15 protein-coding genes are annotated in these 26,897 nt (G+C 52.3%); 10 read left to right on the forward strand and 5 right to left on the reverse strand.

The window, feature by feature from the left end:
• Positions 1 to 2 precede the first annotated feature (2 nt).
• The 5 genes from sov to AC4QZR_RS19410 all read left to right on the forward strand — a co-directional run bounded on the left by sov (position 3) and on the right by AC4QZR_RS19410 (position 11,010).
• Positions 3 to 7,133 (forward strand): T9SS outer membrane translocon Sov/SprA, encoded by a 7,131-nt coding sequence (gene sov, locus AC4QZR_RS19390; RefSeq protein WP_494482391.1) that lies wholly within the window; start codon positions 3 to 5, stop codon positions 7,131 to 7,133.
• Positions 7,134 to 7,192: 59 nt separating this feature from the next.
• Entirely contained in the window at positions 7,193 to 7,573 is a 381-nt protein-coding gene (gene gcvH / locus AC4QZR_RS19395) for a glycine cleavage system protein GcvH (RefSeq protein ID WP_494482392.1), read from the forward strand.
• Positions 7,574 to 7,595: 22 nt separating this feature from the next.
• A complete protein-coding gene (locus AC4QZR_RS19400; protein ID WP_256488483.1) occupies positions 7,596 to 7,970 on the forward strand; it encodes a VanZ family protein in 375 nt (124 codons plus the stop codon).
• 165 nt (positions 7,971 to 8,135) lie between these two features.
• Positions 8,136 to 10,778, forward strand: a complete 2,643-nt coding sequence (locus AC4QZR_RS19405; RefSeq protein WP_494482393.1) for a S8 family serine peptidase — start codon at positions 8,136 to 8,138, stop codon at positions 10,776 to 10,778.
• 19 nt (positions 10,779 to 10,797) lie between these two features.
• The gene (locus AC4QZR_RS19410) at positions 10,798 to 11,010 is read left to right on the forward strand and encodes a hypothetical protein (RefSeq protein ID WP_494482394.1); all 213 of its coding nucleotides are present in this window, start codon (positions 10,798 to 10,800) and stop codon (positions 11,008 to 11,010) included.
• On the opposite strand, the gene AC4QZR_RS19415 is transcribed toward AC4QZR_RS19410, so the two are convergent.
• From AC4QZR_RS19415 to AC4QZR_RS19435, 5 genes are all read right to left on the reverse strand, one after another.
• Positions 10,990 to 11,793, reverse strand: a complete 804-nt coding sequence (locus AC4QZR_RS19415; RefSeq protein ID WP_494482395.1) for a M57 family metalloprotease — start codon at positions 11,791 to 11,793, stop codon at positions 10,990 to 10,992. The two genes, AC4QZR_RS19410 and AC4QZR_RS19415, sit on opposite strands and share 21 nt — an antisense overlap.
• A gap of 369 nt (positions 11,794 to 12,162) precedes the next feature.
• Positions 12,163 to 13,044 (reverse strand): YicC/YloC family endoribonuclease, encoded by an 882-nt coding sequence (locus AC4QZR_RS19420; RefSeq protein WP_494482396.1) that lies wholly within the window; start codon positions 13,042 to 13,044, stop codon positions 12,163 to 12,165.
• Positions 13,045 to 13,201: 157 nt separating this feature from the next.
• Positions 13,202 to 14,353, reverse strand: coding sequence for a serine hydrolase domain-containing protein (locus tag AC4QZR_RS19425; RefSeq protein ID WP_494482397.1), 1,152 nt, complete (start codon positions 14,351 to 14,353; stop codon positions 13,202 to 13,204).
• Between the two features lie 7 nt (positions 14,354 to 14,360).
• A complete protein-coding gene (locus AC4QZR_RS19430) occupies positions 14,361 to 17,564 on the reverse strand; it encodes a hypothetical protein (protein WP_494482398.1) in 3,204 nt (1,067 codons plus the stop codon).
• 4 nt (positions 17,565 to 17,568) lie between these two features.
• Complete coding sequence (locus AC4QZR_RS19435) at positions 17,569 to 18,660, reverse strand: NAD(P)/FAD-dependent oxidoreductase (protein WP_494482399.1); 1,092 nt, start codon at positions 18,658 to 18,660, stop codon at positions 17,569 to 17,571.
• 81 nt (positions 18,661 to 18,741) lie between these two features.
• On the opposite strand from AC4QZR_RS19435, the gene AC4QZR_RS19440 reads away from it, so the two are divergent.
• The 5 genes from AC4QZR_RS19440 to AC4QZR_RS19460 all read left to right on the forward strand — a co-directional run bounded on the left by AC4QZR_RS19440 (position 18,742) and on the right by AC4QZR_RS19460 (position 26,340).
• Positions 18,742 to 19,380: an MBL fold metallo-hydrolase gene (locus tag AC4QZR_RS19440; RefSeq protein WP_494482405.1), complete on the forward strand. Its 639-nt coding sequence runs from the start codon at positions 18,742 to 18,744 to the stop codon at positions 19,378 to 19,380.
• An 8-nt stretch (positions 19,381 to 19,388) separates the two neighbouring features.
• Complete coding sequence (pssA, locus tag AC4QZR_RS19445) at positions 19,389 to 20,111, forward strand: CDP-diacylglycerol--serine O-phosphatidyltransferase (RefSeq protein WP_494482400.1); 723 nt, start codon at positions 19,389 to 19,391, stop codon at positions 20,109 to 20,111.
• Positions 20,112 to 20,313: 202 nt separating this feature from the next.
• Positions 20,314 to 23,871: a type IX secretion system sortase PorU gene (gene porU / locus AC4QZR_RS19450; protein ID WP_494482401.1), complete on the forward strand. Its 3,558-nt coding sequence runs from the start codon at positions 20,314 to 20,316 to the stop codon at positions 23,869 to 23,871.
• Positions 23,872 to 23,920: 49 nt separating this feature from the next.
• Positions 23,921 to 25,045: a type IX secretion system outer membrane channel protein PorV gene (gene porV, locus AC4QZR_RS19455; protein WP_494482402.1), complete on the forward strand. Its 1,125-nt coding sequence runs from the start codon at positions 23,921 to 23,923 to the stop codon at positions 25,043 to 25,045.
• 14 nt (positions 25,046 to 25,059) lie between these two features.
• Complete coding sequence (locus AC4QZR_RS19460; protein WP_494482403.1) at positions 25,060 to 26,340, forward strand: M16 family metallopeptidase; 1,281 nt, start codon at positions 25,060 to 25,062, stop codon at positions 26,338 to 26,340.
• The last annotated feature ends 557 nt before the right edge of the window (positions 26,341 to 26,897 follow it).

A 26,897-nucleotide genomic window follows, 5' to 3' on the forward strand; every position in this document is an offset into this window, starting at 1 on the left:
CTATGCTGGCATGGTGGTCGCAGGCCGCGGCATTGCGCTCTCACAACAGGTATAGCACCCTGATTTTTTCAGATTTTTTCGTCCAGGATACCATTCCGCAGGACTCTGCCCGCTTACAGCCCTACATTCCGAGCCGCCGCCCGACCTTTACACCAAGCGACCGCATTGGGAACCCTTTCGGCACCCGCCCGAGTGCTTCTCCCCTGCTGCTTGGTCAGCCTTCTAACATTGAGCTCGAAATACAGCTCGACGACAGTCTGCGGCAGTACAACATCAACGAGCGCATGGGTGAGCTGGACTATCGCCTGCCTTCCACCATGTCGTGGGAGGAATACAACCGCTACCAGCGCCAACAGGCCATCCGCGACTACTGGCGCACCAAGTCAGCCGGCCTGGATGGCGAAAGCGTAGTAAGTGGACGCCGCCTGGTTCCGAAGATCTACATCAGCCCGGTGTTTGACCGCGTGTTCGGAGGCAACTTTGTGGATATTCAGCCGAATGGTAACGTCAACCTGAAGTTCGGAGCCCGCTTTAACCGCAACGAGAACCCTTCTATACCTCTCCGGCAGCAGCGCACCGGCGACTTTGATTTCGATCAGAACATTTCGCTCAACCTGGTGGGTAAGATCGGGGAGAAAATGCGCCTCAACTTCAACTGGGACAACAACGCCAACTTCGAGTTCGAGAACAACATGAAGCTGGACTACACCGGCTTCGAGGAGGAGATCATTCGTAAGGTAGAGGCTGGTAACGTGAGCCTGCCGCTCAACAACTCTTTGATCACGGGCGCCCAGAACCTCTTTGGTTTAAAAACGCAGTTGCAGTTCGGTCGCTTGGGCGTGACGACGATTGCCGCTAACGTGCGTGGCCGTAATGATGAAGTAGTAATTCAGAACGGGGCGCAGAACAAGCCTTTTGAGATCCGGGCAGACAGCTATGACCGCGACCGCCATTTCTTCCTGTCGCAGTTCTTCCGGGGCCGCTACGACAAAACGCTGCAGAACCTGCCGCTGGTGAACTCTGGCATCGTGATCCGGCGTCTGGAGCTATACGTAACCAACAACAACCGCAGCACTGAGAACCTGCGCAACATGGTCGCTTACATGGACTTAGGCGAATCCGATCCATTTAGAAACCAGTTTGAGCGCAATCCGCTGGCTCCGGCCGCTAACAACGCCAACGCGCTGTATAGCCTGATCAACACCAACCCGCAGGCCCGCAACAACGACCAGGTGGACTCATACCTGAACAGCCTTGGTTTGCAGAAAGCCATTGACTTTGAGCATGTGCGCGCCCGACGCCTGGACCCGCGTGAGTATAAGTTCAACCCGCAGCTGGGTTACATTTCCCTGACCACCGCGCTGCTGCCCGACCAGGTACTGGGCGTGGCCTTTGAGTATACCTACAACGGACAGACTTACAAGGTAGGTGAGTTAATGGAGGATTACCAGAACCTGCGCGACGATCAGGTGATCCATATGAAGTTGCTGAAGGCGACTAACCCGGCGCTAGAATACCCAACCTGGGACCTGATGATGAAGAACGTCTACAGTCTGGACGCAACACAGGTAAACCGTCAGAATTTCCAGCTGCAGATCGTTTACAAAGACGATGAAACAGGTGTGGACATCACCAGCTTGAAAGAGCCAAGCCCTATTCAGAACATCCCGTTGATCGAAGTGCTCAACCTGGACAATGTCAACACGAACAACGACAAACCACGCGACGGCAACTTTGACTTTTTGGAAGGTATAACCATTGACCCTGAAACAGGGCGCATCATCTTTCCGGTTGTGGAACCATTTGGCTCATACCTGGCTAGTCAGTTCGAAGGGCGGCAGGACCTGATTGAGCGCTACGTTTTCCAGGAACTTTACGAACAAACCCAGACGGACGCGCAGCAGAACACACTGAAAGCAAAGTTCTATCTCAAGGGTCGTTTCCAAGCGAGTTCTACAGATGAGATCATGCTACCAGGCTTCCGAATTGCCGAAGGTTCTGTGGCGGTATACTCCGGTGGCACGCGCCTCGAAGAAGGCACTGACTACCAGGTTTTCTATGACCTTGGCCGTATCAAAATTCTTAACCCAAGTTACATCGCTTCGGCCAGCGACCTGCGCGTAACCTACGAGAAAGCCGAACTGCTCAACATACAGCCCCGCACCCTGCTGGGCGCCCGCTTCGACTACCGTGTAAACAACGACCTGAACTTAGGTGGCACGGTACTGCACCTCAACGAAAGGCCTTACATCAACCGCGTGAGCATAGGTGACGAACCAACCAACAACACAGTATACGGCCTAGACGTGAACTTCAACCGGGAGTCGCGCTTTTTGACGAAGATGACGGACATGATCCCGTTCATTCAGACCAAAGTACCGTCGAGTGTGACGTTTAGCGGTGAGTTTGCACATCTTGTGCCATCTGCCACTGAGTCGCCGGTAAACGAGGACGGTACCTCATACCTGGATGACTTCGAGGGAGCCGAAACGCCTTTCAGTCTGGGTGGTTTTAACAACACCACCTGGCGGTTGGCGGCCACTCCTGCCCCACTGGCGCAGGGACAAGGCCTGGGGTATGCCTACAACCGCGCCCGCGTAGCCTGGTATACTATCGACCAGATCTTCTACCGCGACAGCGAAGGCCTGCGCCCTAGCAACATCGGCGACGAGGAACTCAAGAACCACTATGTACGCCCTGTTCAACGGTATGAGGTGTTCCCGGGCCGCGATCGTGAGATAGCCAACGCCTACGAGTATACCTTTGATGTGGCCTACTACCCACAGGAGCGCGGACAGTACAACTACAACCCAGAGTTGGATGGACAGGGCAGACTACAGAACGATCCGCGCAAGAACTGGGGCGGTATCAGCCGCGAGATTACTTTCGACACGGACTTTGACAATGCCAACGTTGAATATGTGGAGTTCTGGCTGATGGACCCTTTCTTGACCGGACCAAATGGACGCAAAGACGCGAACGGCAACCCGATAGCGAGCAACGATGGTGGTGAACTGGTGATCAACCTGGGTAACGTGTCGGAGGATATCCTGAAAGACAACCGCTATTCATTTGAGAACGGCTTGCCGACCTCCGCTACCGATAACCAAAACATGCAAACCACCGAATGGGGCCGCGTGACCACGCAGCAGTTCCTGACCGATGCCTTCTCGGCCGTACCGGGCGCCCGCGGTTTTCAGGACATCGGTCTGGATGGTTTAGGCGACAACGCAGAGCGTGAGTTTTTCCAGCGCGATTTCTTGGGTCGTATACCTGGCGGAGCACCGCAGACTGTCCTTTCTGACCCTTCGGCCGACAACTTTCTGCACCACCTCGATGAGGCCTATGACCAGCAGAATGCCGGCATCCTGGAGCGCTACAAGCGCTTCAACGGTATGGAAGGCAACTCGCCGGAGCAGAGTCGCTTTTCTAACTACGCCTTCCCTGACAAAGAAGACCTGAACCGCGACAACGTGATCAGCGATCTGGAGCAGTACTATGAGTACAAGATCAAACTGCAGCCGGGCGGTATGAGCGTAGGCGAGAACTACATCGTAGACAAGATCGTGGATACCAAAACCGGCGAAAACGTTACTTGGTACCAGTTCCGTGTGCCGGTGCGCCAGCCAACGGGCAATGTGGGCGGCATCAGCGGTTTCAAATCGATCCGCTTCATGCGTATGTACATGACTGAGTTTGCCGATCCGGTGGTGCTCCGTTTTGTGCAGTTCCAGTTTGTGGCCAACCAGTGGCGTACTTTCCTGCAGCCGATCACCGACGGCAACCCTTGCCTGAACTGTACCGACGATGCCCGCTCGTTTACTGTTTCCACCGTGAACATAGAAGAGAACAGCGAAACAGTACAGGATGAAACGATCATCCCTTACGTGATGCCTCCAGGTATAGAGCGTCTGCGCGACTATGCTGCCACCAACAACCGCCGCCAGAACGAGCAGGCGATGCAGCTGTGCGTGGAGGATCTGAAAGATTCTTTCTCCAAGGCAGTTTATAAGAACCTGTCCATCGACATGCTGATCTACAAGCGCCTCAAGCTGTTCCTGCATGCCCAGACCCGCGACCCGAACACCCGCGATAATGATGTGCAGGCCTTTGTGCGTATTGGTACGGACTATACCCAAAACTACTACGAATACGTGGTGCCGCTCAAACTGACACCAGCCGGAACGACTAGCCGCGAAGGTATCTGGCTGGCCGAGAACGAAGTGGATGTTGCCCTGGAGGATTTTGTGAATGCCAAAGTAGAGCGAAACCGAACCGCAGGAGGCTGGGACAACCGCCGTCCGTGGGAAGTAATGCTCGAGGGTGGCAAGATGATCCGCGTGGTGGGTAACCCGGATTTCAGTGAGGTTCAAAGTGTGATGATCGGTTTGCGCAACCCTACCGTGCCCGGCGAGGATGCCCGTCCGCAATCGGTTTGCGTTTGGGTGAACGAACTGCGCGTGACAGACTTTAGAAACAATTCGGGCTGGGCCGCCAATGCCCGCCTCAACACCAAATTGGCCGACTTTGCCAACATCACAGCCACGGGCAGCTACACCACCATCGGTTTCGGTGCCCTGCAGCAGAAGATCGCCCAGCGGGCCCGCGAAAACACAGCCATATTTGATGTAAGCGCCAACATTGTAGCCGATAAGTTCCTGCCCGAAAAGTTAGGCATAAAAGTGCCGGTATCGGTGCAGTATGGCACCATGAATAGCGCCCCGCAGTTTGACCCACTCGACAAGGACGTGCCGCTGGAGCAGTCGCTGACCAGGTATGAGACCAACGAAGCGCAGCGGGAGTACAGGCAGGAAGTGAGTACCCGGGAGACCCGGAAAAGCGTGAGTCTGCTGAACGTACGGAAAGAACGGACCAACCCGGAGGCCAAGGTGCGCCCGTATGATGTCGAAAACCTGTCCTTCTCGTACTCCTATGCCGAGCGCCTGTTCACCAACATCGAAACAGACCGCGACTTTACCCGCACCTATACCGGAGCGGTAGCCTATACCTATACCAACACGCCGCGCAACTACGAGCTGTTTGCTAAGAGCGAGCGCCTCAAGTCGCCGTACATGCGCCTGATCAAAGACCTGAACTTTACGCCGCTGCCAAGCCGTTTTGCCTTCCGCGCCGACCTCGACCGCAGGTATAACGAAACTTTCCTGCAGCGCCGCGATCCAGGTTCGGGCCTGATCACTTCCCGAGGTATAGAACCTACGTTCCAGAAATACTTCTTCTTCAACCGTATCTACGACCTCAAGTGGGACATCAGCAAGAGCCTCTCGCTGGACTACACGGCCACCAACCGTGCCGTGGTGGACGAACCGGATTACCGCATCAACCGCGACGTGGACTCGCTCAGGTATAAGAACAAAGTGATCTGGAATAACCTGCGCAATCTGGGGCGTAACACGCACTTCAATCAGCTGGTAGCCGCCAATTACAAGGTGCCGTTTGATAAATTCCCGCTCACCGACTGGCTAGGCGCCGAAACACGCTATGCTGTTACCTACATCTGGACGGCGGGTTCTACTGCCCTGAACCAGGATGCTGCTTTCCAGTTGGGTAACACCGCCGAGAACAACACCGAGTTCAGCGTGAATGGCCGCTTTGACATGGTGAAGCTTTACAACAAGGTGAAGTTCCTTAAAGAGGTGAACAGTCCGACGCAGCCGCAAGCAGGGCCACCGGTGCCAGCGCCAGGCGATAGCGTGGTACAGAAGCGCTCTGAAATGAAACTTGCCAAGGGATTGGCCCGCTTCCTGATGATGACCCGCTCTGTGAACTTCACATACCTCCAAAACCAGGGCACTATGATGCCGGGCTACCTGCCGCGCACCCACATGTTTGGCTTCGACGATGGCTTTGATGCGCCGGGACTTCCGTTTGTACTGGGTCGCCAGTACGACCTGGATGAGCTCTATAACCGCGCCTTTACCAGCGGCTGGTATACCGACAGCAGCCAATACCTGAACACGCCATTCAGTGGCATCAATACCGAGACTTTCACGGCCAGGGCTAACATGGAGCCATTCCGAAACTTTAACCTGCAGCTTGATGCGCGCCGCAACATGTCGGAGATCGAAGAGGTATTCTACCGCAAGCAGTTTGATGACTTCGGAAATATCGGCACCGTCAATGAGCGACAGAACCCGATCAACACCGGCTCGTTCAGCACGTCCTTCTTTGCGCTGGGCACTATTTTCGAGCCTACAGCAGACGGAACTTCGGCCGCATTCGACAACTTTATCCGCAACCGCTACGAGATACGTGACCGCCTCACCAACGCCAATGCGGCAGCCAGCGACTCAGGCTATACCTTGAACTCGCAGGATGTGCTCCTGCAGTCGTTCCTGTACGCTTACCAAGGGCGCGATGCCAGTGGCTTCAAGGCCAAGGGCGGTAACCCGGTTAAGCGGATGCCTATACCTAACTGGCGCATCGATTACAATGGCCTGTCGCAGTTGGAGTTCTTCAAACGCTGGTTCAGCCAGGTAAACCTCACGCACTCCTACAACTCGACTTACAACGTGACGAGCTTCACGACCTCGCTGGCCTATGAGAACAACCCGGGCGACTACCCAACGCGCACCAACGAGTTTGGGCAGCTGATTCCGTACTACATCCTGAACCAACTCACGGTACAGGAGCGACTGGAACTGCTGGGTGTAAACTTCCGAACCAACACCAACCTGACCGGCCGCATAGGGTATAGAATAGAACGTAACCTGTCGCTTAACCTGACCAATGCCCAGGTAACTGAAACCAACGTGAAGGATTATACCTTCGGCTTCGGATATGCCACTACTAACTTCCGTATACCTTTCAAGATAGGCGGGGAGCGACGCACGCTGGAGAACGAGCTGACCGTGCGGATGGATATGTCGGTGCGTGACAACCAGACCGTGCAGCGGGCCATTACGCAGGACGAACAGGGGAACGAGATTAGCCAGAACCAGATCACCAACGGTACCCGCCAGCTGCAGCTGCGCCCAACCGTGGACTATGTGCTGAGCCAGCGCGTGAACATACAGTTCTACCTGCTGCGCACGGTGTCTGACCCTAAAATATCTACTTCGTTCCGTAACAGTGTGTCGGAAGGTGGAGTACAGCTACGAGTTAGTCTGCAATAATTTTTAGCATTGCGAAAAAGAGCGTATTTTTGGACATCATTTAACCCAAAGCAATAGATATGAATTTACCTGACAACCTAAAGTATACCAAAGACCACGAGTGGGTTCGCATAGAAGGCGACGTAGCCTACATTGGCATCACCGACTTCGCTCAGAGCGAGCTGGGTGACATCGTGTATGTTGACATCGACACGGTGGACAAAGAAATCAGCCAGAACGATGTTTTTGGTACGGTAGAGGCAGTAAAGACTGTGTCTGACCTGTTCAGCCCACTGAGCGGTACCGTGCAGGAATTCAACGAGAAGCTGGACGGCAGCCCTGAATTGGTAAACTCTGATCCATACGGCGACGGTTGGATCATCAAATTGTCTATCAGCGACAAAAGCGAAATCGAAGGCCTGTTGACGGCTGAAGGTTACCGCGAAGTAATCGGTCAGTAATTTTTCAAGTATAGAGGCAGGCTTGATCCTACGGTATAATTTCTTTACCATCATTTGGGCAGCAGTGATCATGGTTTTGACGCTGCTGCCCTCCTCTTCTATGCCCTCCCTTTCCATCTGGGAGATTTTCTCTTTTGATTCGTTTGCCCACGCTTTTATGTTTGCCGTGCTCACGTACCTGATGGTGGTGGGCCTCAAAAAGCAGTATACCTACATGCGTGTGCAACTCTTCGCCATCCGCACGGCTTTTTTCGTGAGCTCTATGTTTGGCATCGCGATCGAACTATTGCAGCACTTTTTTGTACCTGGCCGCCAGGGCGATATTGTAGATGTGCTAAGCAACACCATTGGCTGTATAATTGGCATCCTGCTCTTTAAGTGGATCTACCAATTGTAGCGCAAGCAGGCTATCTCTCCAATAATTCTTCGTGTTCAAACACAGGTATAGGCTTGATTTTCAGCAGATCAGGCTTTATTCGCTATTGCCTATATGGTAGCGATTGAGTAGCTTTAGTGCTATTCTATTAAGTTAGAAACTGAGCTTTACACTTACGTCCGCTCTATGCCACCACGCTACCAACTGAAACAAACACTTTGCATACCTGTACTTTACCTGCTGGCGCTGCTCCCGCTCCAGTTGCAGGCACAACAAGCCCTGCTTCCGAGGCAAATAGCCCACAAGCTCGCACCTCACCTGCAGCAACTCCATCAGGCCGCTCCTGCTGCCTCGTACCGAATACAGGTATCCAGCAAGAAAGCGTTCTTTACCTGGCTGCAACAGCAACAACTCAATGCCACTGTAAAAGAGTCCGGCGCACAAGGCAATACCCTGCTGATAACCGGCATTAAACCAGCGCAACTGTTACAACTGGCCGCTTCGCCTGAAGTGCTTTATGTGGACAAGCCTAACCGCCGTGCCGTGGAGGAACTGGAGCTGAAAGACACTGATTTCGTGGTGAACAATATTTATGCGGCACATGGGGCCTTTCGGGATATAGCCGGACAAGGTATGGCCGTGTCAGTGAAAGAGGCTGCCTTCGACCCAACCGATATCGACCTGCAGGGCCGCGTTGTGGATCCGCAGTCCATAGCGGGAAACCACAGTTCGCACGCTACCACCATGGCCACCCTGATAGCTGGTGCAGGCAACACGGGTCCCAATGGCAAAGGTGTGACGCAGCATGCCCATATCGCTCACTCCAGTTTCGAAGAGCTGTTCCCTGACGACAGCGAAACCCTTTTGAGCCAGGATATAAGCGTGCAGAACCACTCGTATGGCGTGGGTGTGGAGAACTACTACGGACTGGAAGCACAGGCCTACGACCAGCAAAGCTTCCAGCATCCGGAACTGCTTCACATATTTTCGTCTGGCAACAGCGGCGACAAAGCCGAGACAAGCGGCACCTATGCCAACCTGCCAGGTATAGCCAACCTGACCGGTCAATTCAAGACTTCCAAAAACACACTGAGCGTCGGGGCACTGGACCCGGATGGGCAGGTAGGTATACGCAGTTCCAAGGGCCCTGCCTACGATGGCCGCATCAAACCGGAACTGGTGGCGCATGGCGCTGCGGGCACTTCGGAATCAGCTGCGGTGGTCTCAGGTATAGCCTTGCTGGTACAGCAGCTTTACAAAGCACTACACGGCAGTCTGCCGCCGGCTTCGCTGGTAAAAGCCGCCTTGATCAATAGTGCAGAGGATGCGGGGAACCCTGGTCCCGATTTCGCCTCAGGCTTTGGCAATGCCGATGCCCTCGGGGCACTTCGAAGCATTAAAGCACAACGCTTCAAACTGGATGCGGTGGCAGCAGGCCAAACGCGCACTTTTCAACTGACTGTGCCCAAAGGAGTACGGCGTCTGAAGGCGACGCTGGTATGGCATGACACTGAAGCGGAGCCCAACGCTGAAAAAGCGCTTGTCAATGACCTGGATCTGGTGCTGCGCCTTACGCCTTCCGATAAGAGTTGGCAGCCCTGGGTCCTGAGCACTTTCCCTCACCCCGACTCCCTACAGCAGCCGGCCCGCCGCAGCGTGGACCGCCTGAACAACGTAGAGCAGGTCACGATTGAAGCGCCGGCAGCCGGCACCTATACCTTGCAGATATCCGGTTTCCGTGTAGCGCAGGGGGTACAAGATTTTAGTCTGGTGTATGAACTGGAGCAGGGCACAGAGTGGCTATACCCTGTCGCTGCCTCTACACTCATAGCTGGCCAGCCCAACCGGCTTGCCTGGCAGTCCGGCACCGTTGCTGGGTATGCCAAGCTGCAGTACCGCCTGCATGGATCCGATACCTGGTATTCCATCGCCGAGGGCATAGACATGATTCAGGGCAGCTATACCTGGCAAACGCCTGATACGGCGGCGCGGGCGCAACTGCGCCTGCTTCATGAAGGTATAGCTTTGCAAACAGAAGAGTTTATCCTCGCCCGGCCTTCGGATCTGCAGATCGGTTTTAACTGCGGGAAGCAGGTGATGGTGCACTGGTCCAGACAGCCCAATGCGCAGGAGTACCAATTATTCCAGCTAGGTGCGACTCACTTGGAGCCACTTTTGAAGACATCAGACACCCTTGCCATTATCGATAGAAGCATGCTACAGGGGAGTTACCTGGCAGTAGCGCCTCTCATTCAGGGCACCCAGGCAGCCTACAGTCGAAGCATCGCTGCAGCTTCTGAATCATCTCCCTGCTACATAAGCAGCTTCCAGGCGCACCAGTTGGTTACCCCTGACAAAGCCCAATTTTCTCTGGGCCTCAGTACCGCGTACTTGTTGGCAAACATCCGACTTGAGCGCCTGGAGAAAGGTAACTTTAAGGCAGTGCAAACCAGCGTTCCTTCGACCAACTTGCAATACCAACTTCTGGACGAAAAACCCACACCTGGCCGAAATGTATACCGTGCCAGCGCGACCACTGTGGATGGTAAAACGATCTACAGCCAGGAAGAGATCGTAATTCATACCCCGCAAAACTTTGTGCAGGTATATCCTAATCCGGTAGCGGCTGGCAAAACCGTGTTTGTAGCCATGGAAAGCGAGACTGTAAGATTGCAGGTAATAGACCACCTGGGCAGGCCGGTGCGGGAATCGCAGGAAACAGGCATGCTGAAGGAACTACAGACCAAAGGCCTCCTGCCCGGGCTCTACATCCTCCGGTTGACCACTGACAAAGGCAACGTCCTGTCGAGTAAAATGCTGGTGCAGTAAAGCCACATCTACCCATTCTATGTCAGGTATAGGACCACCTGTCTCTTCTTCCCGAGCCGCATACCTATACCTATACCTATACCTATACCTATACCTATCTGCCACTATAGCAGGCGTAGCAGATATACCTATACCTGCACAATCAGGGGCACAAAAAAAGGCACAGCCCCTCTCGAGGGACTATGCCTTTCTGTTAGCATTTAGAACCCGACTACTGGTACAGGTATCTTAGGGCAGTTCTGTCGTTTGAGTTAAAGTAGCGGTTCACACCCGTACCGATGCAAGCCAGCATCCAGGAGTTCGGATCGGCGCCGGTTGGCGTGCCCGGGATGTGCACAGCACCTACGGTAGAGGCGCCCTCATTGTAGTACGAACCACCACAGCTGTAGGCTCTGTTCATGTAGTCGGTGTGGCGGAAGCCGATGGTATGACCGATCTCATGCGCCAGGATCGTGGCCAGGTAGTTGGTGCCCGGGTTGGTGCCCAGGTAGTCAGAGTTCACCTTCACGGAGTTGTAAGGGTTGCCACCAGACGGGAAGCCAGCCGAGGCCAGATAAGAGGAACCGCTTGGCGCCTTCGAGATCAGGATGTTGTAGCCGGAAGACACGCGGCGGAACTTCAGGCGCAGGCTCTCTGCGTTAAAGCGGCGGATGGCCTCGTCCAGCGCCGTTACATAGGAAGAAGGCAGGCTGGTGGTGATGGCCACGTTGATGGTGCGGCTGGTGCCCACGCTTACCAGGTTGTTGGTGCGGTACTGCTCCTCCTCACCCACGCGCAGGGCAGTGGTTTCAGGAGAGGTTTGCAGGTCGCTCTCAGAGAAGAAGATGTCACCTTCCACAATGTAGCCACCTTCAGTGCGCTGCACATTGTCTGTGTTGAAACCCATCTCTGAAATTTTAGCCATAGCAAGGGGTGAAATCTCGTTGGCTGTTACATCGGCTTCTTCTTTCTGGCAAGAGGAGAAACCAAACATGACCGCGAGGGCCAGGAGCGAAAGTAAACGTGTTGTTTTCATTAAAATATATTTTTATAGTTAAACATGGACGAAATATATAAGAAAGAAACCCACTAAACAACACCCAGAAATTACTGAAAACCAGCGTTTTAACAGTGTTTATGAGCTCGAAAAAAGGTTTCGAACATAACAAACATTAAATATAATTTATATAAGAATTTAAGTATGCTTATGAAACTGGGTTGCAATAACATCGAGCACCCGCAGCTGAAAAAAAATTAAAAAAATTAAAAAAAAATTCATGCACTTTTCTCTTCTTCCATATGTGTTAAAACATCGATCCCAAAAGGCTACATTCCAACGTATGGTCACAAAAAAAAGCAGCTACCTGTGGGTAGCTGCTTTAGGTAAGCGCTGTAGCTGGTGTTGCTACAGAATGTTGTTGACCTGTTCTTTTATCTTCTCCAGTTCCTCTTTCATTTCCACCACATGATGCTGTATGGCCGAATCGTTGGCTTTAGAGCCGATCGTGTTTATTTCTCGGCCAATTTCCTGCGAAATGAAACCCAGCTTCTTGCCCGTTGGCTCTGGCAGGTATACCGTTTCGGTGAAGTAGTGCAGGTGGTTGATCAGGCGAACCTTTTCCTCCGCAATGTCGAGCTTCTCCATATAGTAGATCATCTCCTGCTCATAACGGTTCTGATCGTAATGCTCGGAGGTTGACACTTCAATGATGTGATTTTTGATGCGGTTGCGGATATGCTCCATACGCACCGGGTCCTGCTTCTCCACCTCGGCCAGCAGTATCCGGATACGATCGATGTAGGACATAATCTCAGTGGTTAAAGCTTTCCCTTCGTCGGCCCGAAATACGTTGATGCTCTCGATCGCCTGCTCTACCAGTGGCTGCACGGTATCCCAATCAGCTTCGCCATCCTCATCTTCGCCCTGGTCCTGCTGCAGCACATCCGGCATGTGCAGGGCCAGTCGGAAAAGATCGTTTTTAGAGCCTCCCACCATGTCAGCGGCAGTATTCAACTCTTCGTAATAGGCCCTGAGCAGCTCTTTGTTGATATTGCTCTTGGCTCGCTGCGCTTTGTTTTTGGTATAGTCAACACAGATGCTCACTTTGCCGCGCACAAGCGCTTTTGTTAGCATGGTGCGTATCTCGTACTCATGCTCCGAGAGGAAGCGTGGCAGACGCACGGTCAGGTCCATACTCTTAGAATTGAGCGATCTGATTTCGACGTGGAGGGAATACTGGTCAGTATCGAGGCGGGCACTGCCATAGCCTGTCATGGACTGCAACATAAGCACTTTAAAGTATGATGTTCCGGCAAATTAGGTATAATTCCTCACTTATACGCAGCCGGAAAGCCAAAAGCTTAAAACTGGCACCGTAATGGCGCCTCCACTACTGTAGGGAAAATATTAGTTGAAGGCCCTTGCTTAGAGCAAGGCATTACAACTAGGGCACCATCTGGTTTACAGCATCAATCATGGCCATGACCTCCGAAGGATGGCCGTCCTGGCGTTCTCCCCGCTTTTTGCCGAGCCGCACGATCACGAGCTCTTTCTCAGGTATGACAATAATATACTGGCCCAATATGCCGCGCGCGTAAAATACAAACTGGCCTTTGTAATCCGGCAACAGCCACCACTGGTAGCCATAGTGCGTAGTCGGTTTGCCAGTGTTGGCATCGGTCAGGCCGCTTGGGGTAATGGAGGCCTGCACGTACTCCGGCGAAACCAGGGTATCGTCCTGCCAGACGCCATTTTGCAGGTACAGCTGGCCGATACGGGCGAAATCGCGGGCATTGGAGAAGAAGCAGCAGTAGGCTTTCTCATTGCCAAGCGGGTGGTCGATGCTCCACTCGGCTTTTTGCTCGGCTCCCAGCGGACGCCACAGTTTTTCCTCGGCATAGTCCGCCAGGTTCTGCCCGGTGGCCGCTTCCAGCACGAATCCCAGTACCTGGGTATCCCCGCTTTTATAAGAGAACTTCCGCCCCGGTTCCTCCACCGCTTCCAGCCTTCGGACTACTTTCTTCAGGTCAGATCCATAGTAGGCTTCTGTGGTAACGGAAAGCGGGTTAGCATAGGATTCATCCCAGTTCAAGCCGGAACTCATCCAGAGCAAGTGCCGGATTGTGACTTTTGCCTTGGCTCCTTCTTTGAACTCTGGCAAAAAGTCCCCTACCGGCTGGTCTATACTTTGTATCGCCCCTTCCTGCAGAGCTATACCTACCAGGATGCTCACAATACTCTTAGCCACCGAGAAGGAATTGCTCAGCGACTCTTCCGAATAGCCATCCCAGTACTGCTCATACAGCAGCGAGTCGCGGTGCACGACCACAAAAGCCACTGACTCTAATTGTTCGTGGAGCTGCTGTAGCTCTTTTGGAGGGGAAAGCTGGTTATACCTGGTGGCAAGCGGCCAGGGCTGTGGCGTGTCGGCTGTCTCTATCCTACGCTGATGAAAAATCAGGTTGTCGTCAATATCAGCGAAGTTATGGTATAGCGCCTTGTACACATAGTTTTTGTCGGCCATGTGCAGCCAGGCGGCCGCCAGTCCGAGTACCAGAATAAAGCCAATACCAAATCGTTTGGTTTTCCGGTTCATGCCCCTACTAGAAGTCGTAACCTAAAGTGATGTAAAATTTAGGCCCTCTCCGCGAATCATCTTCCTCACTCCAGGCCATATCGACCTTGCCATACACGCCGAACAAAGTGGTGCGTGCTCCCACACCATAGCCCAACAGGAATGGGTTGCGGTAGTTGATCACCGTGATCTCAAACGGACTCGTGTTTGTCTGGTCAATGCGGCCGCCGATCACGCGGGTGTTGATGGAGTTGTTGCCTGTGAAGGGGTTGGTACCGTTGTAGGCCGATCCGGCGTCACCGAAGGCGGTAAACTGCAGGTTGCGGAAGAAGCCCGACGGGATTGGCCCATCATAGAGGTACTGCACAATAGGCACACGCAGCTCCAGATTGGCCAGCAGCACCTTGGACCCACGACGTGCGTTGAAATTGAAGCCGCGCAGCGGGGTGGTGTAATCGAGGTAAAAGAGGTCGGCAGGTGTGCTTACCACGACATCCTCACGGGTTGCTGTACCGTCGTCCTCTGATGCAAAAAGCCAGTTGTCCATCCCTCCGATCAGGAAGTTTTTGGGTGCATTGCCGAAGAAGGCGCCATAATTGATGCGGCCCGCCAATATGATCTGGCGGTGTATTTTCTGGTAGCGGCGTACATCCAGGTAAAACTTGCTGAAGTTCTCCGAGCTGTGCTCAAAGTTCTTCAGGCTCATGATGCCTGCTTTCATGCGGGTGCCTTCCAGCATGTTGACGCCGCGCACCACGGAGTTGTCGTACACCAATTCCACACTGCCGCCACCGAAGTAATCGACCCTGTCTGGCGTCACGAAGCTGTTGATATAGGTGAAGCGTGTGTTCACGAACCGGGGCTGCATGCGGATGCTGGTACTGTAGCTAAGCGGGTATACCAGTGTTGGGGAGAACTCGTGTTTACCGAAGCGCACCACAGAGCCCGGAAACTCCGGTGCCTGGCCCACGATCACATCGCGTCGGTATTGCAATCCGATATCGAAGCGATTTTTCAGGTTCATGTACTCAGCGAACATGCGGCTGGTTTCCAGGTCGGTGCGCACAAAGGCGTTGCCCCGGATATGATGGTTCTCAAACAGATCGCTCATGTTCACACCGCCTACTATACCAAAGCCCAGTTGCGGATCAGCATATACCGACGTAATCACCTCCTGCACACTGAAGCGCAAGTCATAATCGACAGGGCCAGCGATGGGCACACCGCCGTCGGTGGTGCGGGCACGCTGTGGCGCTGCGACCTGTGTTTTTGCCTGCGTTTCGGCCTGCTGCTGCTCTTTGGCGTCGCTCTCAAACTGGTAGTTCTCAATGTCTACCTCTCCCTGTCGCTGGGTTTTCTTGGGTATGGCCCCCTCCACGATCTTACGGGCGGTGGCGGCAGTTGAGGCAGAGGTTCTGGCGCGGGTTTCCAGTATGATCTGGCGGGATGTTTTTGGCAGTGCCTCCTGGGTGGTTGGGCTGAATGTCGGGAAAGCGTACACAAAGCTGCGGGCATCGTCAGTGGCCGTCAGCACCAGGGCATTTGCATCGCCCCTAAGGTCGTAGCTTTCGATGTCCTGCAGGAAGTTGGTTAAGGGACGGCGAGCGCCTGTGGCGATGTTGTACTGGTACAGACTGCGCACCCCGGTCTCTTCGCTCAGGTATACCAGGTTGCCGTCTGCTGTGGCACGCGGCCGCAACTCGCTTGCAATCGAGAAGGTGATCTGACGCGCACTGCCTCCGTCGCGTGGCATCAGGAAAATATCGTAGTTATTCACCACACCCGAGAAACTTCCTGTTGCTGTCTGGCCTGTTGTGTCGACAAAGCGGTTGGAACTGAAAGCGATGTTGTTACTGCCTCCTTTCAGGAAAACCGGTTGAATGTCGTCGTAAATATCATTGGTGAGTTGCTGTTGCATACGACCGCCGCTGGAGAGCAGGTATAAGTCCGTCTGTCCATCGCGCACCGCACTTATCAGCAGGGTATTGCCGTCTTCAGAATAACTCATATCGCGCACCTGCGAGAACTGGCTGAGGGTAACAGCTGTGGTACGGATGTCGTCAAAAATTGGAATACGGGAACGGCGACGTGTCGAGTTGATCTGCCGCAGCACCATCTGGCCACGTCTTGCCTCCACAAAACCAAGCTGGGTATTGGTACGCCATGCCAGAACCGGCAGTTTGTAGTCGATCCGCTGGTCTACAGTTTTATACCCGCTCTTCCATACCACACGACTGCGGTTGCTGCCTACTTCTTTCACGATGATCTGGTAACTGCCATTCTCGTTTTCGGCATAGGCCATCAGCGTCCCGGCCGGGTTCAGCACTGGCTGGGTATAGTGGATGTCTTTTTTGTTCTTCTTGAAAACTTTATTTTCAGCAGGCAGGCTTACCAGCGGATTCTCGCCGCGGGTGTTGATCTGCATGTAGTAGTTGTGGCAGTCCTGCAGAAATCGCTTGTAGGGAATGTTGAGGCTACTCGTGATGCCCACCTCCGTATCGCGGGTAATGCGGGTCAGGTTGAGAATGTTCTGGATGGAGGTATAGCCGTAGCGCTCCGCAATGTAGTTCCAGATGGCCTGACCGCCCAGTTGCTGGTCACGGGCCAGCACGTCTTCCATGCGGGCCTTGCTGTTCACCATCAGCATATCGCGCACGTAGTTGTCCATGCGCAGGCTCCAGCCCTCGGCAGTGTAAGCCGCCACCCCACTGATAAACCAGTCAGGCAGGCGCAGCAAGTAGCTGCTCTGCAGGGCTTCTTTCAGGCTGCCGCCATACATCATGTCGTTCAACAGAAGCTCGGTCAGCTGGTAGCTCAGGTCGCGCTTGAAGTCGGTTTGGGTACCGTCGTAGGCCAGTTCCAGCTTGTTTTTGAGAAAGAGCGTTTCGCCACCGGTCTGGAACTGGTCGCGCTGCATACCGATGTTGCTTTGCTTCAGATCCGTCATCGAGTTGTAGACGATGAGCGTAATCTTGGAGTAAGGATAGTAGCCAATAAAACTGGTGATGCGCTTGAGTTCGCGCTCGGCATGCTCGGCTGCGTTACGGGCCGACTGGTCACCGCCTTCGTAGAAGTATATGTTAAAGTTCTGGGTGCTGTAAAGCTTCCAATCGAAGTTCTTATACTGAATTCGGCTCCGGCCAAAAGTCTGCACATTAGGCTGGGCCATAGCCACTTCGCCTACCGCAGCGCAGCACAGGAACAGTAACAATAACCTTATAGGAAAACGCATGCGCTTAGAGTTCAGGGTTATGGTGTTTTATGTAGTCGTAATATAACGAATAATATCTCGAAATGTGTACGTCCGGCAGTATTTCTCCCCCTCCAATCAATGCTTTGGCAAACACATCAGCCAAGTATGGCGCCATCAGCACACCTTTGGATCCCATGCCGTTGAACACACTCAGTTGTGTATACTCCGGATGCCGCCCAACAAGCGGACGGCGGTTGCGCACGGCAGGCCTTATACCGGCCCAGTGCCTGCTCACCTGGTAAGTTTGTGTGGTAATCTGCTCAAAGCGCTCGCTTAGCTCTTCCTTGCCCTCGGGGGTTGGAAGCTCGTCGGGTTGGCGCCAGTTGTAGGTGGCCCCTATCTTAAAGCGGCCCTCTCCTACCGGAACAACGTAAACGGCTTTATTATAGATGCACTCCGGGTTAAAATCCTGTGTTTGCACTTCCAGCACCTCGCCTTTGGTAGGCTGCAGCGGCAACCAGCTAAAGTACGGATTGTTCACCGCCTGCCAGCCCTCACAGAAAACCAGATGCCTTGCTGTTATGTTTTTGTAAGCTATACCTTGCTCCGTCAGTTGCAATTGTTCTATCTCAAAACGCTCCGGCAGCAGCGCGTTATCCTGTTCCAAGTCTTGCAGCAAGAGGTCCAGCGTATCGGCAATGCGCAGGTAACCACCCTTGCTGATCATGATCCCGCCGAATGGGTCTTGTATAGAAGCGTCCTGTCCCGTGCTCTGCGTATAGGTGGCGCCAATATATTCGCTCCAGTTGCCTTCGGCGCTTTTGGCCATCCAGTTGTTCTGCTCCTCTATGGTAGAGAATACTTTGTAAATCGGTTTATGTATGAAAAGCTGCTGCTCGAATCGAGTCTCCAGTTCGTCGTAAAAGCTGTCGGCATAAGGCAGCAGCGTATCCACGAGCCAGGACTTGGCGAAACGCTTGCCCGCCACCGGGTTTACGAGTCCGGCCGCTACACGGGAGGCGGAGTTGGCTTTGGGCTCGTCAATCACCAGCACCTGCTGGCCCTGTTTGCGTAAGGTATAGGCCAGTGTGGCGCCGGCAATGCCATGCCCCACGACTACGAAGTCATAATTCATACAGGCAATTTACGACTTACGCCTGAAGTTCGTAACTTAGAAGCCGAATTTGTGGGCCCGCGCCCTGTGAACGAGAAGAACATGAACGTTACCTGCCTTACATTTAACCCCTTCCAGGAAAACACATACCTGCTGCACGACGACACTAAGGAATGCGTGGTGGTAGACCCTGGTTGCTATGAGCTAACCGAACAGCAAGAATTAAAACGCTACATCGAAGCAAACGATCTGAAAGTAGTACGCCTGCTCAACACCCATTGCCACATCGACCATGTGCTGGGCAACAGGTTTGTGGCCGATACCTACAAGGTGGAGCTGGAGATACACGAGGACGAACTGCAGACGCTGCGCTCAGTACCGGTATACGCCCCGAATTATGGCTTTCAGATGTACAGCGGCATAGAAGCCTCTACCAATTACCTGAAAGAAGGCGATACCATTACGTTTGGCAACACCGAGCTTCAGATTCTATTTGCCCCCGGACACGCACCCGGCCATGTGGTGTTCTACAGCGCCGCTGACAAAGTATGCATCGGAGGCGATGTGTTGTTCAAAGGGAGCATTGGCCGCACCGACCTGCCTGGCGGCGACTTCGATACCTTGATCAACAGTATCAGAACCAAGCTATTTACGCTGCCGGATGACACCGTGGTATACCCGGGTCACGGACCTGAAACCACCATTGCGTACGAAAAAAAGTATAACCCATTTCTGCGCTAGCCCTCCGGATGAAAAAACACATACCTAACGCCATCACGTGCATCAATCTGTTTTGCGGTTGCCTGGCGCTATATTTTGCCTTTAACTTCCGGCTGGAATATGCCGCCTACCTCATAGGTATAGCAGCCATTTTCGATTTTATGGACGGCATGATAGCCCGTGTCTTGAATGCTTACTCCGAGATCGGAAAGCAGCTCGACTCGCTGGCGGACATGGTTTCGTTTGGAGCCGCACCGGGTGCTATTATGTTTGGGCTGTTATCGCAGACCGAAGCTTCTGTGCTAGGTATACCAACTGATATTTTGCCGTTTTTCGGTTTCCTGATCACGATCTTCTCGGCGCTGCGCCTGGCTAAATTCAACATCGACACACGGCAGGCTGAGTCATTTATCGGAGTGCCAACGCCGGCATGCTCTATGTTTATTGGTTCGCTGCCGCTTATACTGGCCACCTCCGGCAACCTCTACGACAACATCATCCTGAACCCTTATTTTCTGCTGGCGGTAACAGTCATTTTCTCATACCTGCTGGTGGCGGAACTGCCCTTGTTTGCGCTTAAATTCAAGAACCTGACCTGGAAAGACAACGCTATCCGCTTCATTTTCCTTGGTCTGTCCGTTATCTTGTTAGCACTCGCTAAATTCGCCGCCATACCTTTGATCATCGTGCTTTACGTTATCTTGTCGATCTTTAAAAAAACGCCCGTCCCTTCAAATTCTCCGCTGGAGTAGAGGGTATACTTTGCTCGGTACAAGGATCAGCTTAAGGTAGGAGCAGGTATAGCAGAGCTAAGGTATACGACTTCCAACGACTGGCAGACAGCCACCTACTTGTCTGCTCCGTAACTGCAATTATCGCCGATTTATTTAGCTGAAAGGATAATCTTCTGTAAATTTAGAAAGCGTATTATCCTTTCATTTACCTGCGCCTGCCATGCGGATTTTTCCTCTGCTGTATACCTGTCTGCTATTTGGCTGCAACCTGCTAGCCCCTCATGCAAGGGCACAGGGAGGTATAACAACCACTCAGCAAAGTACAGCGCAACCATCTCATACTACACAGAGCACAGAAAATAGTCAAAGCGAATTTGCCACATCATCGGTTCTCAGCACAGGCAGCTGGTACAAGATCGGCGTAACCGAGTCAGGTATACACCGCATCGACAGGGCGCTACTGCAGTCGCTGGGCATCAATACCCAACAGCTTGATCCGCGCACGTTACAACTGTTCGGGAACGGAGGCGGTATGCTCCCGCAGCCAAACAATGCACCTCGTCCAGATGATCTTTTGGAAAATGCCATCTTGGTAGCAGGTGAAACCGACGGGCGCTTCGACGAGGCAGATTATGCGTTGTTTTATGCGCAAGGTCCTCATACCTGGCAACACACGGGAGATAACCCAGCTTTTCGGCACAGCCATAACATCTACTCCGATACAGCTTATTACTTTATTCGGTTAGGAACGGGCAAAGGCCTACGCGTAAGCGAGCGCGGGCAGGCAAGCGGTTCAGGCCAAACTATCAGCAGTTACAACGAGCGCCTCTACCACGAGCGTGACCTGAAGAACATGGTGTACTCCGGACGGGAATGGTATGGCGAGGATTTCAGCGCTTTTACGACCTCCCGCGAAATCAGCCTGCCTGCTTCGGACCTGGTGCCGGGTTCTGAAGTTCAACTCACCACTTTTCTGATGGCCAACTCCTCGGCAGAGAGTTCCTATACCTTGCGACTCAACGGCCATACCTTAGGTACACAGGCCATCAGCGGACGCGGCACTTTTCCTTACCATCCGGAAGGCATCAATAGCAGCAGCACCTATACCTTAAACCAGCAGGAACTCGGGCAACCGAAAGAATTAAAGGTAGGCATCAGCTTCAGCACAGGCAGCAACGCCACAGCCCTTGGCTTCCTGAATTACCTGACAGTCAACTACGAGCGTCAGCTCAGGCTCTACGGTGACCAGACCAGCTTCCGCTCCGTAGCCAGTATGGCTAGTCCGGTAAGTACCTTCCAATTAGCAGGCACGGCTGCCACTACACAGGTATGGGATGTGACAGATCCGCAACAACCTGTTGTGCAGCAGACAAACGCTTCTGGCTCTGATCTGATTTTTAGCGCTCCAACTGAAATCCTCAGAGAATTTGTCGCTTTCAGGAATAATACCGGCCTTAAACCGAAAGCATTTGGCAGGGTAGCCAACCAGGATCTGCACAGCCACAATCTCGACGGCCGCCTTGATCTCGTTATCCTGACTCATCCTCGTTTTCTGCAGGAGGCTAACCGGCTGGCAGCGCACCGCCAACAGCACAGCAACATGCAAGTTGCGGTCGTCACCACCACGCAGGTATACAACGAGTTTTCGTCGGGCGCCCAGGACGTGACGGCTATACGCGACTACATGCGCATGCTCTATAACCGCAGCAGCAAGCAGGGCGACGATGTGCTATACCTTCTCCTCTTTGGCGATGCGTCTTACGATAACAAAAACCGGCTGCCCAACAACACGAATTTTGTACCTGTGTACCAGTCCCGGCAATCACTGCACCCGATCAGCAGCTATTCATCCGAGGACTATTATGGCTTTCTGGATGCGGAAGAAGGCGAGTGGGTAGAGAACAGCACGGGCGACCACCTGCTCGACATTGGCATAGGCCGGTTGCCTGTCAAAACACCAGCAGAAGCCGCTACCATGGTCGACAAGATCATCGCTTACGATAGCCCGGGGCACTTCGGGAAGTGGCGCAGCCAGGTGACTTTTGTGGCCGACGACGGTGACTATAACGAGCACCTGAACGACGCCGAGTTCCTGAGCAGCTACCTGGAGCGTGAGCACATCAACTACAATCTCAACAAGGTATACCTGGACCTATACCCGCAACAAACCGCCGGTAACAAGCAACAGGCTCCTGCAGCCGTCGCCGCGGTTGACAAAGCGGTGGAGCAGGGATCACTGATCGTGAACTATACCGGTCATGGCAACGAAGTCAGCTGGGCTTGGGAACAGATTCTGACAGCACCTCAGATAAACAATTGGCGTAACGAAGACCGGTTGACCTTTCTGCTGACCGCTACCTGCGAATTTGGCCGCTACGACGACCCAAGACGTGCTTCTGGCGCTGAACTCGCGCTGTTGAATCCACAGGGTGGAGCCATAGGCCTGCTGACCACTACACGCCCCGCTTTCTCAAACGATAACCGGGTGCTCAACCGTAACTTCTTCAAAGCTGCACTCTATCCAATTGATGGTCGCATGCCCCGACTGGGTGATGTCGTGCGGCTTACCAAAAACAGCAGTCTGACAGAGACTGGTGGCTCAAGAGGTGTGAACAACCGGAATTTTACGCTCCTTGCTGATCCTTCTCAACAACTGGCTTATCCGCACTTGCAGACCCGCATCACGCAAATCAATGGCCAACAGGCTGCCTCCGATACCCTTAGAGCGCTGGACAGGGTGAGTATGAAAGGCGTTGTAACCAATGCAGACGGAAGCATTGCCACAGATTTTGAAGGCACTTTGCACATCACCATTTTCGAGAAACCTGCTACCCGCCGTACCTTGGGCGATAACACACCGGAACGCACAGGCGAGCCAACTATACCCGGCGGCAAGCAACCTATACCTGTCCAGCTGCGCGAGAACATGGTGTATAACGGGCAAGCCTCCGTTAAATCCGGCGCTTTTGAGCTAAGCTTTGTTGTTCCCAAAGACATTGATGGCCGCTATGGAGTTGGCAAGATCAGCCTATACGCCAGCAGTGCGGCACACGACGCGATGGGAGCTGACACAACGATTGTCATAGGAGGCACTGCCACAGGTATTGCCATCGACACTACGCCTCCTGTGGTCAAGCTGTTTATGGATGACGAGTCATTTGTATCTGGTGGTACCACAAGCCAGAATCCGTTATTGCTGGCCAGGCTATTCGACGTAAGCGGGCTGAACACAGCAGGTATAGGATCAGGCCACGAGATGCTCGCTATACTGGATAAAGGTACTGAACACGCCATAATGCTGAACGATTACTATACCTCAGACCGCGACAGTTACCAGTCCGGCACTATTCGTTATCCGTTTAAGGACCTGCCCGAAGGTCAGCATACCATGTCGCTAAAGGTCTGGGACACACACAACAATTCAGCTGAAGAGCAGCTGGAGTTTATCGTGTCCAACAACGAAAAGCTGACCATCACGCAGCTGCTGAATTACCCGAACCCCTTTTCAACAAACACGACGTTTCATTTCGATCATAACAGAGCAGGCGAAAACTTAGATATCCATATACAGATATTTACCGTATCAGGACAATTGGTGAAGACGCTGCAAGGCGCAAGCAATGCCAGTAAGTCGCACTTGTCCGAGATAACCTGGAACGGAAAAGACGAATTTAACAGTACATTAGCCCGCGGCGTATACGTTTACCGAATCATTGTACGTTCTCAGTATGATGGAGCAACGGCTACAAGTTTTGAGAAACTTGTGCTCTTGAATTAGTAAAATCCTATAATATTTCTATATTTGATTTTGCATCAACACCCTCTATATGTATAAGAAAAATTTACTTGTAAAAGCCACTGCATTTGTGGCTGCATTCTTCTCAGTGCACTTTGCATCAGCACAAACATCTACCATTGGACAGGATTCACGCACTGTAACCACTGCCGTTCCGATCCTGACAGTAGCGCCTGATGCACGGTCTGCCGGTTTGGGTGATGCAGGTGTTGCCCTTAGCCCGGATGCGAACGCACCACACTGGAACCCAGCCAAATTAGGCTTTGTGCAGAATGACATGAGCGTAAGTTTTTCTTATTCTCCCTGGTTGCGCAACATTGTAGACGATATGTCGCTCAGCTACCTGTCAGGCTACAAGAAACTTTCTGAGACATCTGCTATTTCCGCTTCGTTACTATACTTTGACCTGGGTGATATTCAGTTTATCGACGCCAATGGTAATGACATCACGGAGTTCTCCCCTAAGGAATATGCCCTATCAGTTGCCTACGGACAAGCCTTGAGCGAGTATTTCAGCTTAGGTATAGGCGCCCGCTTTATCCGCTCTAACCTGGCAGGTAACGTGACCATAGGTGGCGGTGCCTCTCCTTTCGAATCGAAGCCAGGCAACACAGCCGCTGTGGACGTTGGTGTGTATTACAACCGCGATATTACCCAGACGCTGAACTTAGGTTTGGGTGCGAACATCTCTAACATCGGTGGCAAGATTGCCTATACCAATGGTGACCAGAAAGATTTTCTGCCTACTAACCTGAAATTAGGTACAGCGATTACGTATAACCTTGATCAGTACAACTCCCTCACCCTGGTGCTGGATGCTAACAAACTACTGGTACCATCGCCAGGTGCTGACAGCTCACAGACAGTTATCAGTGGTATCTTTACCTCCTTTGGCGATGCGCCGGGTGGCTTTAGTGAAGAGTTGCAGGAGATCAATTTCTCCGGAGGTATAGAGTATTGGTACAACAACCTGTTTGCTGCCCGCCTTGGTTATTTTTATGAAAATCCGGAGAAGGGCAACAGAAAGTATATCTCAACAGGTGTAGGATTGCGCTACCAGAAATTTGGAATAGACGCGGCCTACCTGATTCCGAGCGAAAGGGGTAACCCCTTGGCTGAAACCATCCGTTTCAGTTTGTCGCTAAACTTAGATTAAAAACTAATTACAGAATGCTTGATAGAACAAAAGCACCAGAAATACATGAAATAGAAGCAGTCACGCTACAAATAGCTGAAGTAAGTCACTTAAGCAACGGAGCTAGACTGCATTTTATAAAAAGCGAAACCCAGCCTGTGATCAGGCTGGATTTTGTTTTTAAAGCGGGCAAGTGGTATGAAGACCGTGCCGGCCTGGCTGACCTGACCGGTAAGATGCTATTTGAAGGCAGCAAGAATTACACAGCTAAGCAAATCGCTGAAAAAGTAGCATACTACGGGGCTTCCTTTGAGCACAACCATGGCTATGATCGCTCGGAGTTTACACTCTACTGCCTCAGCAAATACGTACCAGAGCTATTACCTTTGGTGCTTGATGTATTGCAGAACCCGGTTTTCCCGGCAGAGGAATTTGAGCTTCTACGCAAACGCAATAAACAAAACCTAAAGGTACAACGCCAAAAGAACAACTACCTGGCTACACACAGCTTCACAAAACTGGTTTATGGCGAAACCCATCCTTATGTGTTCGGGCTCGATGAGAATGCGCTGGATACTATAGCAAAGGATGAACTGGCAAACTTCTACAAGAGCAGGTATACCACAGACCAGCTGGAGGTTTTTGCCTGTGGAGCTATCGACGAAGAATTGGAAAAACTTCTGGAAAAAGAAATTGCTACGCTGCAGTTAACAGGAGCGCCAAGTGAGACTTCAGTTCCAAGTGGCAATATTGCCAGACACGAAGATTTTGTCCTGATGCCGGAGAGCCTACAATCTTCCATCCGGCTTGGCAGGCAGTTCCCATTGATTGGGCACGAGGACTACCATAAGCTGGTCGTGTTGAATGAGATTTTGGGCGGATACTTCGGCTCCAGGCTAATGCGCAATATCCGGGAAGACAAAGGCTATACCTATGGCATCTATTCGGCCATATCGCCGAAGGAACAGGATAGCCTCTTTTTCATTGGTACGGATGTTAACTACCAGGTGACTGATAAAACGATCTCAGAGATCCAAAAAGAGATTAAACAGTTACAGGAAGAGTTGGTCCCGGAAGATGAATTGCAAACTGTAAAGAGCTATATGCTCGGCAAATTCCTAAATGATATAGCCACTATCTTCGAACAGGGTGACAGGTATAAACGCATTGTGCTGCATAAGCTGCCTTATGAACACTATAACAATTACATCAGTACCATTCGGGGTGTAACTGCTGAAGAGCTACGGGAACTCGCAAATCAATACTTGAGCCTGGAGAGCTTAAAGACTGCCATTGCGGGTAAAAGGCCCGACTGATGCTGACGTAATCATTTTCAATGTAATCTATCCAAACAAAGAAGGCTGCCCATTTTAGGCAGCCTTCTTTGTTCAGGTATATTGACAGAAGTCGTTATATAATGAACGTTCTTTAATTTCGAATCCACACGAGCAAAGAAGATACTGCTCTTGTTTTGGTCATGAGGATATGCTTAATTAAGAGAGGAGTCTTTGAGAGTAGCATTACAACTTATAAAACTAATTACAGCATACTAGGATTGACTTCTTAGATTAAGAGTTTAGGTAGACGAGAGATACACTTCGGCTGATCTAGTACTTCAGCTATATAAGAAGTACAAAGGCTTATAAACCCATATTCCAACCATCTCCACGGTGTGAACAGTAGGACTTGTACAGACACGTGAAAAGGAAAATTGATATATAACTACGGGAAGTATCGCCTCACGCCAGCGACGCGGAATCCACCTCTTTCTACTACAGACAATGCAGCCTCCACCGTCCAGCGCCCCGGAGGGATCTTCCTTCTGCTCCCACCCTTGCGGGGTAGCTAGGTGGTTGACTTTGCCGGCCTGCGC

The organism is Pontibacter sp. YIM B11418, from assembly GCF_059278805.1.

Bases quoted from the DNA above. Each gene is read 5' to 3' on its own strand.
- AC4QZR_RS19430 (WP_494482398.1), bottom strand. From the start codon at position 17,564: ATGCGTTTTCCTATAAGGTTATTGTTACTGTTCCTGTGCTGCGCTGCG.
- gcvH (WP_494482392.1), top strand. From the start codon at position 7,193: ATGAATTTACCTGACAACCTAAAGTATACCAAAGACCACGAGTGGGTT.
- porU (WP_494482401.1), top strand. From the start codon at position 20,314: ATGCGGATTTTTCCTCTGCTGTATACCTGTCTGCTATTTGGCTGCAAC.
- AC4QZR_RS19410 (WP_494482394.1), top strand. From the start codon at position 10,798: ATGTCAGGTATAGGACCACCTGTCTCTTCTTCCCGAGCCGCATACCTA.
- AC4QZR_RS19425 (WP_494482397.1), bottom strand. From the start codon at position 14,353: ATGAACCGGAAAACCAAACGATTTGGTATTGGCTTTATTCTGGTACTC.
- AC4QZR_RS19415 (WP_494482395.1), bottom strand. From the start codon at position 11,793: ATGAAAACAACACGTTTACTTTCGCTCCTGGCCCTCGCGGTCATGTTT.
- sov (WP_494482391.1), top strand. From the start codon at position 3: ATGCTGGCATGGTGGTCGCAGGCCGCGGCATTGCGCTCTCACAACAGG.
- AC4QZR_RS19460 (WP_494482403.1), top strand. From the start codon at position 25,060: ATGCTTGATAGAACAAAAGCACCAGAAATACATGAAATAGAAGCAGTC.
- AC4QZR_RS19420 (WP_494482396.1), bottom strand. From the start codon at position 13,044: ATGTTGCAGTCCATGACAGGCTATGGCAGTGCCCGCCTCGATACTGAC.
- porV (WP_494482402.1), top strand. From the start codon at position 23,921: ATGTATAAGAAAAATTTACTTGTAAAAGCCACTGCATTTGTGGCTGCA.
- AC4QZR_RS19405 (WP_494482393.1), top strand. From the start codon at position 8,136: ATGCCACCACGCTACCAACTGAAACAAACACTTTGCATACCTGTACTT.
- AC4QZR_RS19435 (WP_494482399.1), bottom strand. From the start codon at position 18,660: ATGAATTATGACTTCGTAGTCGTGGGGCATGGCATTGCCGGCGCCACA.
- pssA (WP_494482400.1), top strand. From the start codon at position 19,389: ATGAAAAAACACATACCTAACGCCATCACGTGCATCAATCTGTTTTGC.
- AC4QZR_RS19440 (WP_494482405.1), top strand. From the start codon at position 18,742: ATGAACGTTACCTGCCTTACATTTAACCCCTTCCAGGAAAACACATAC.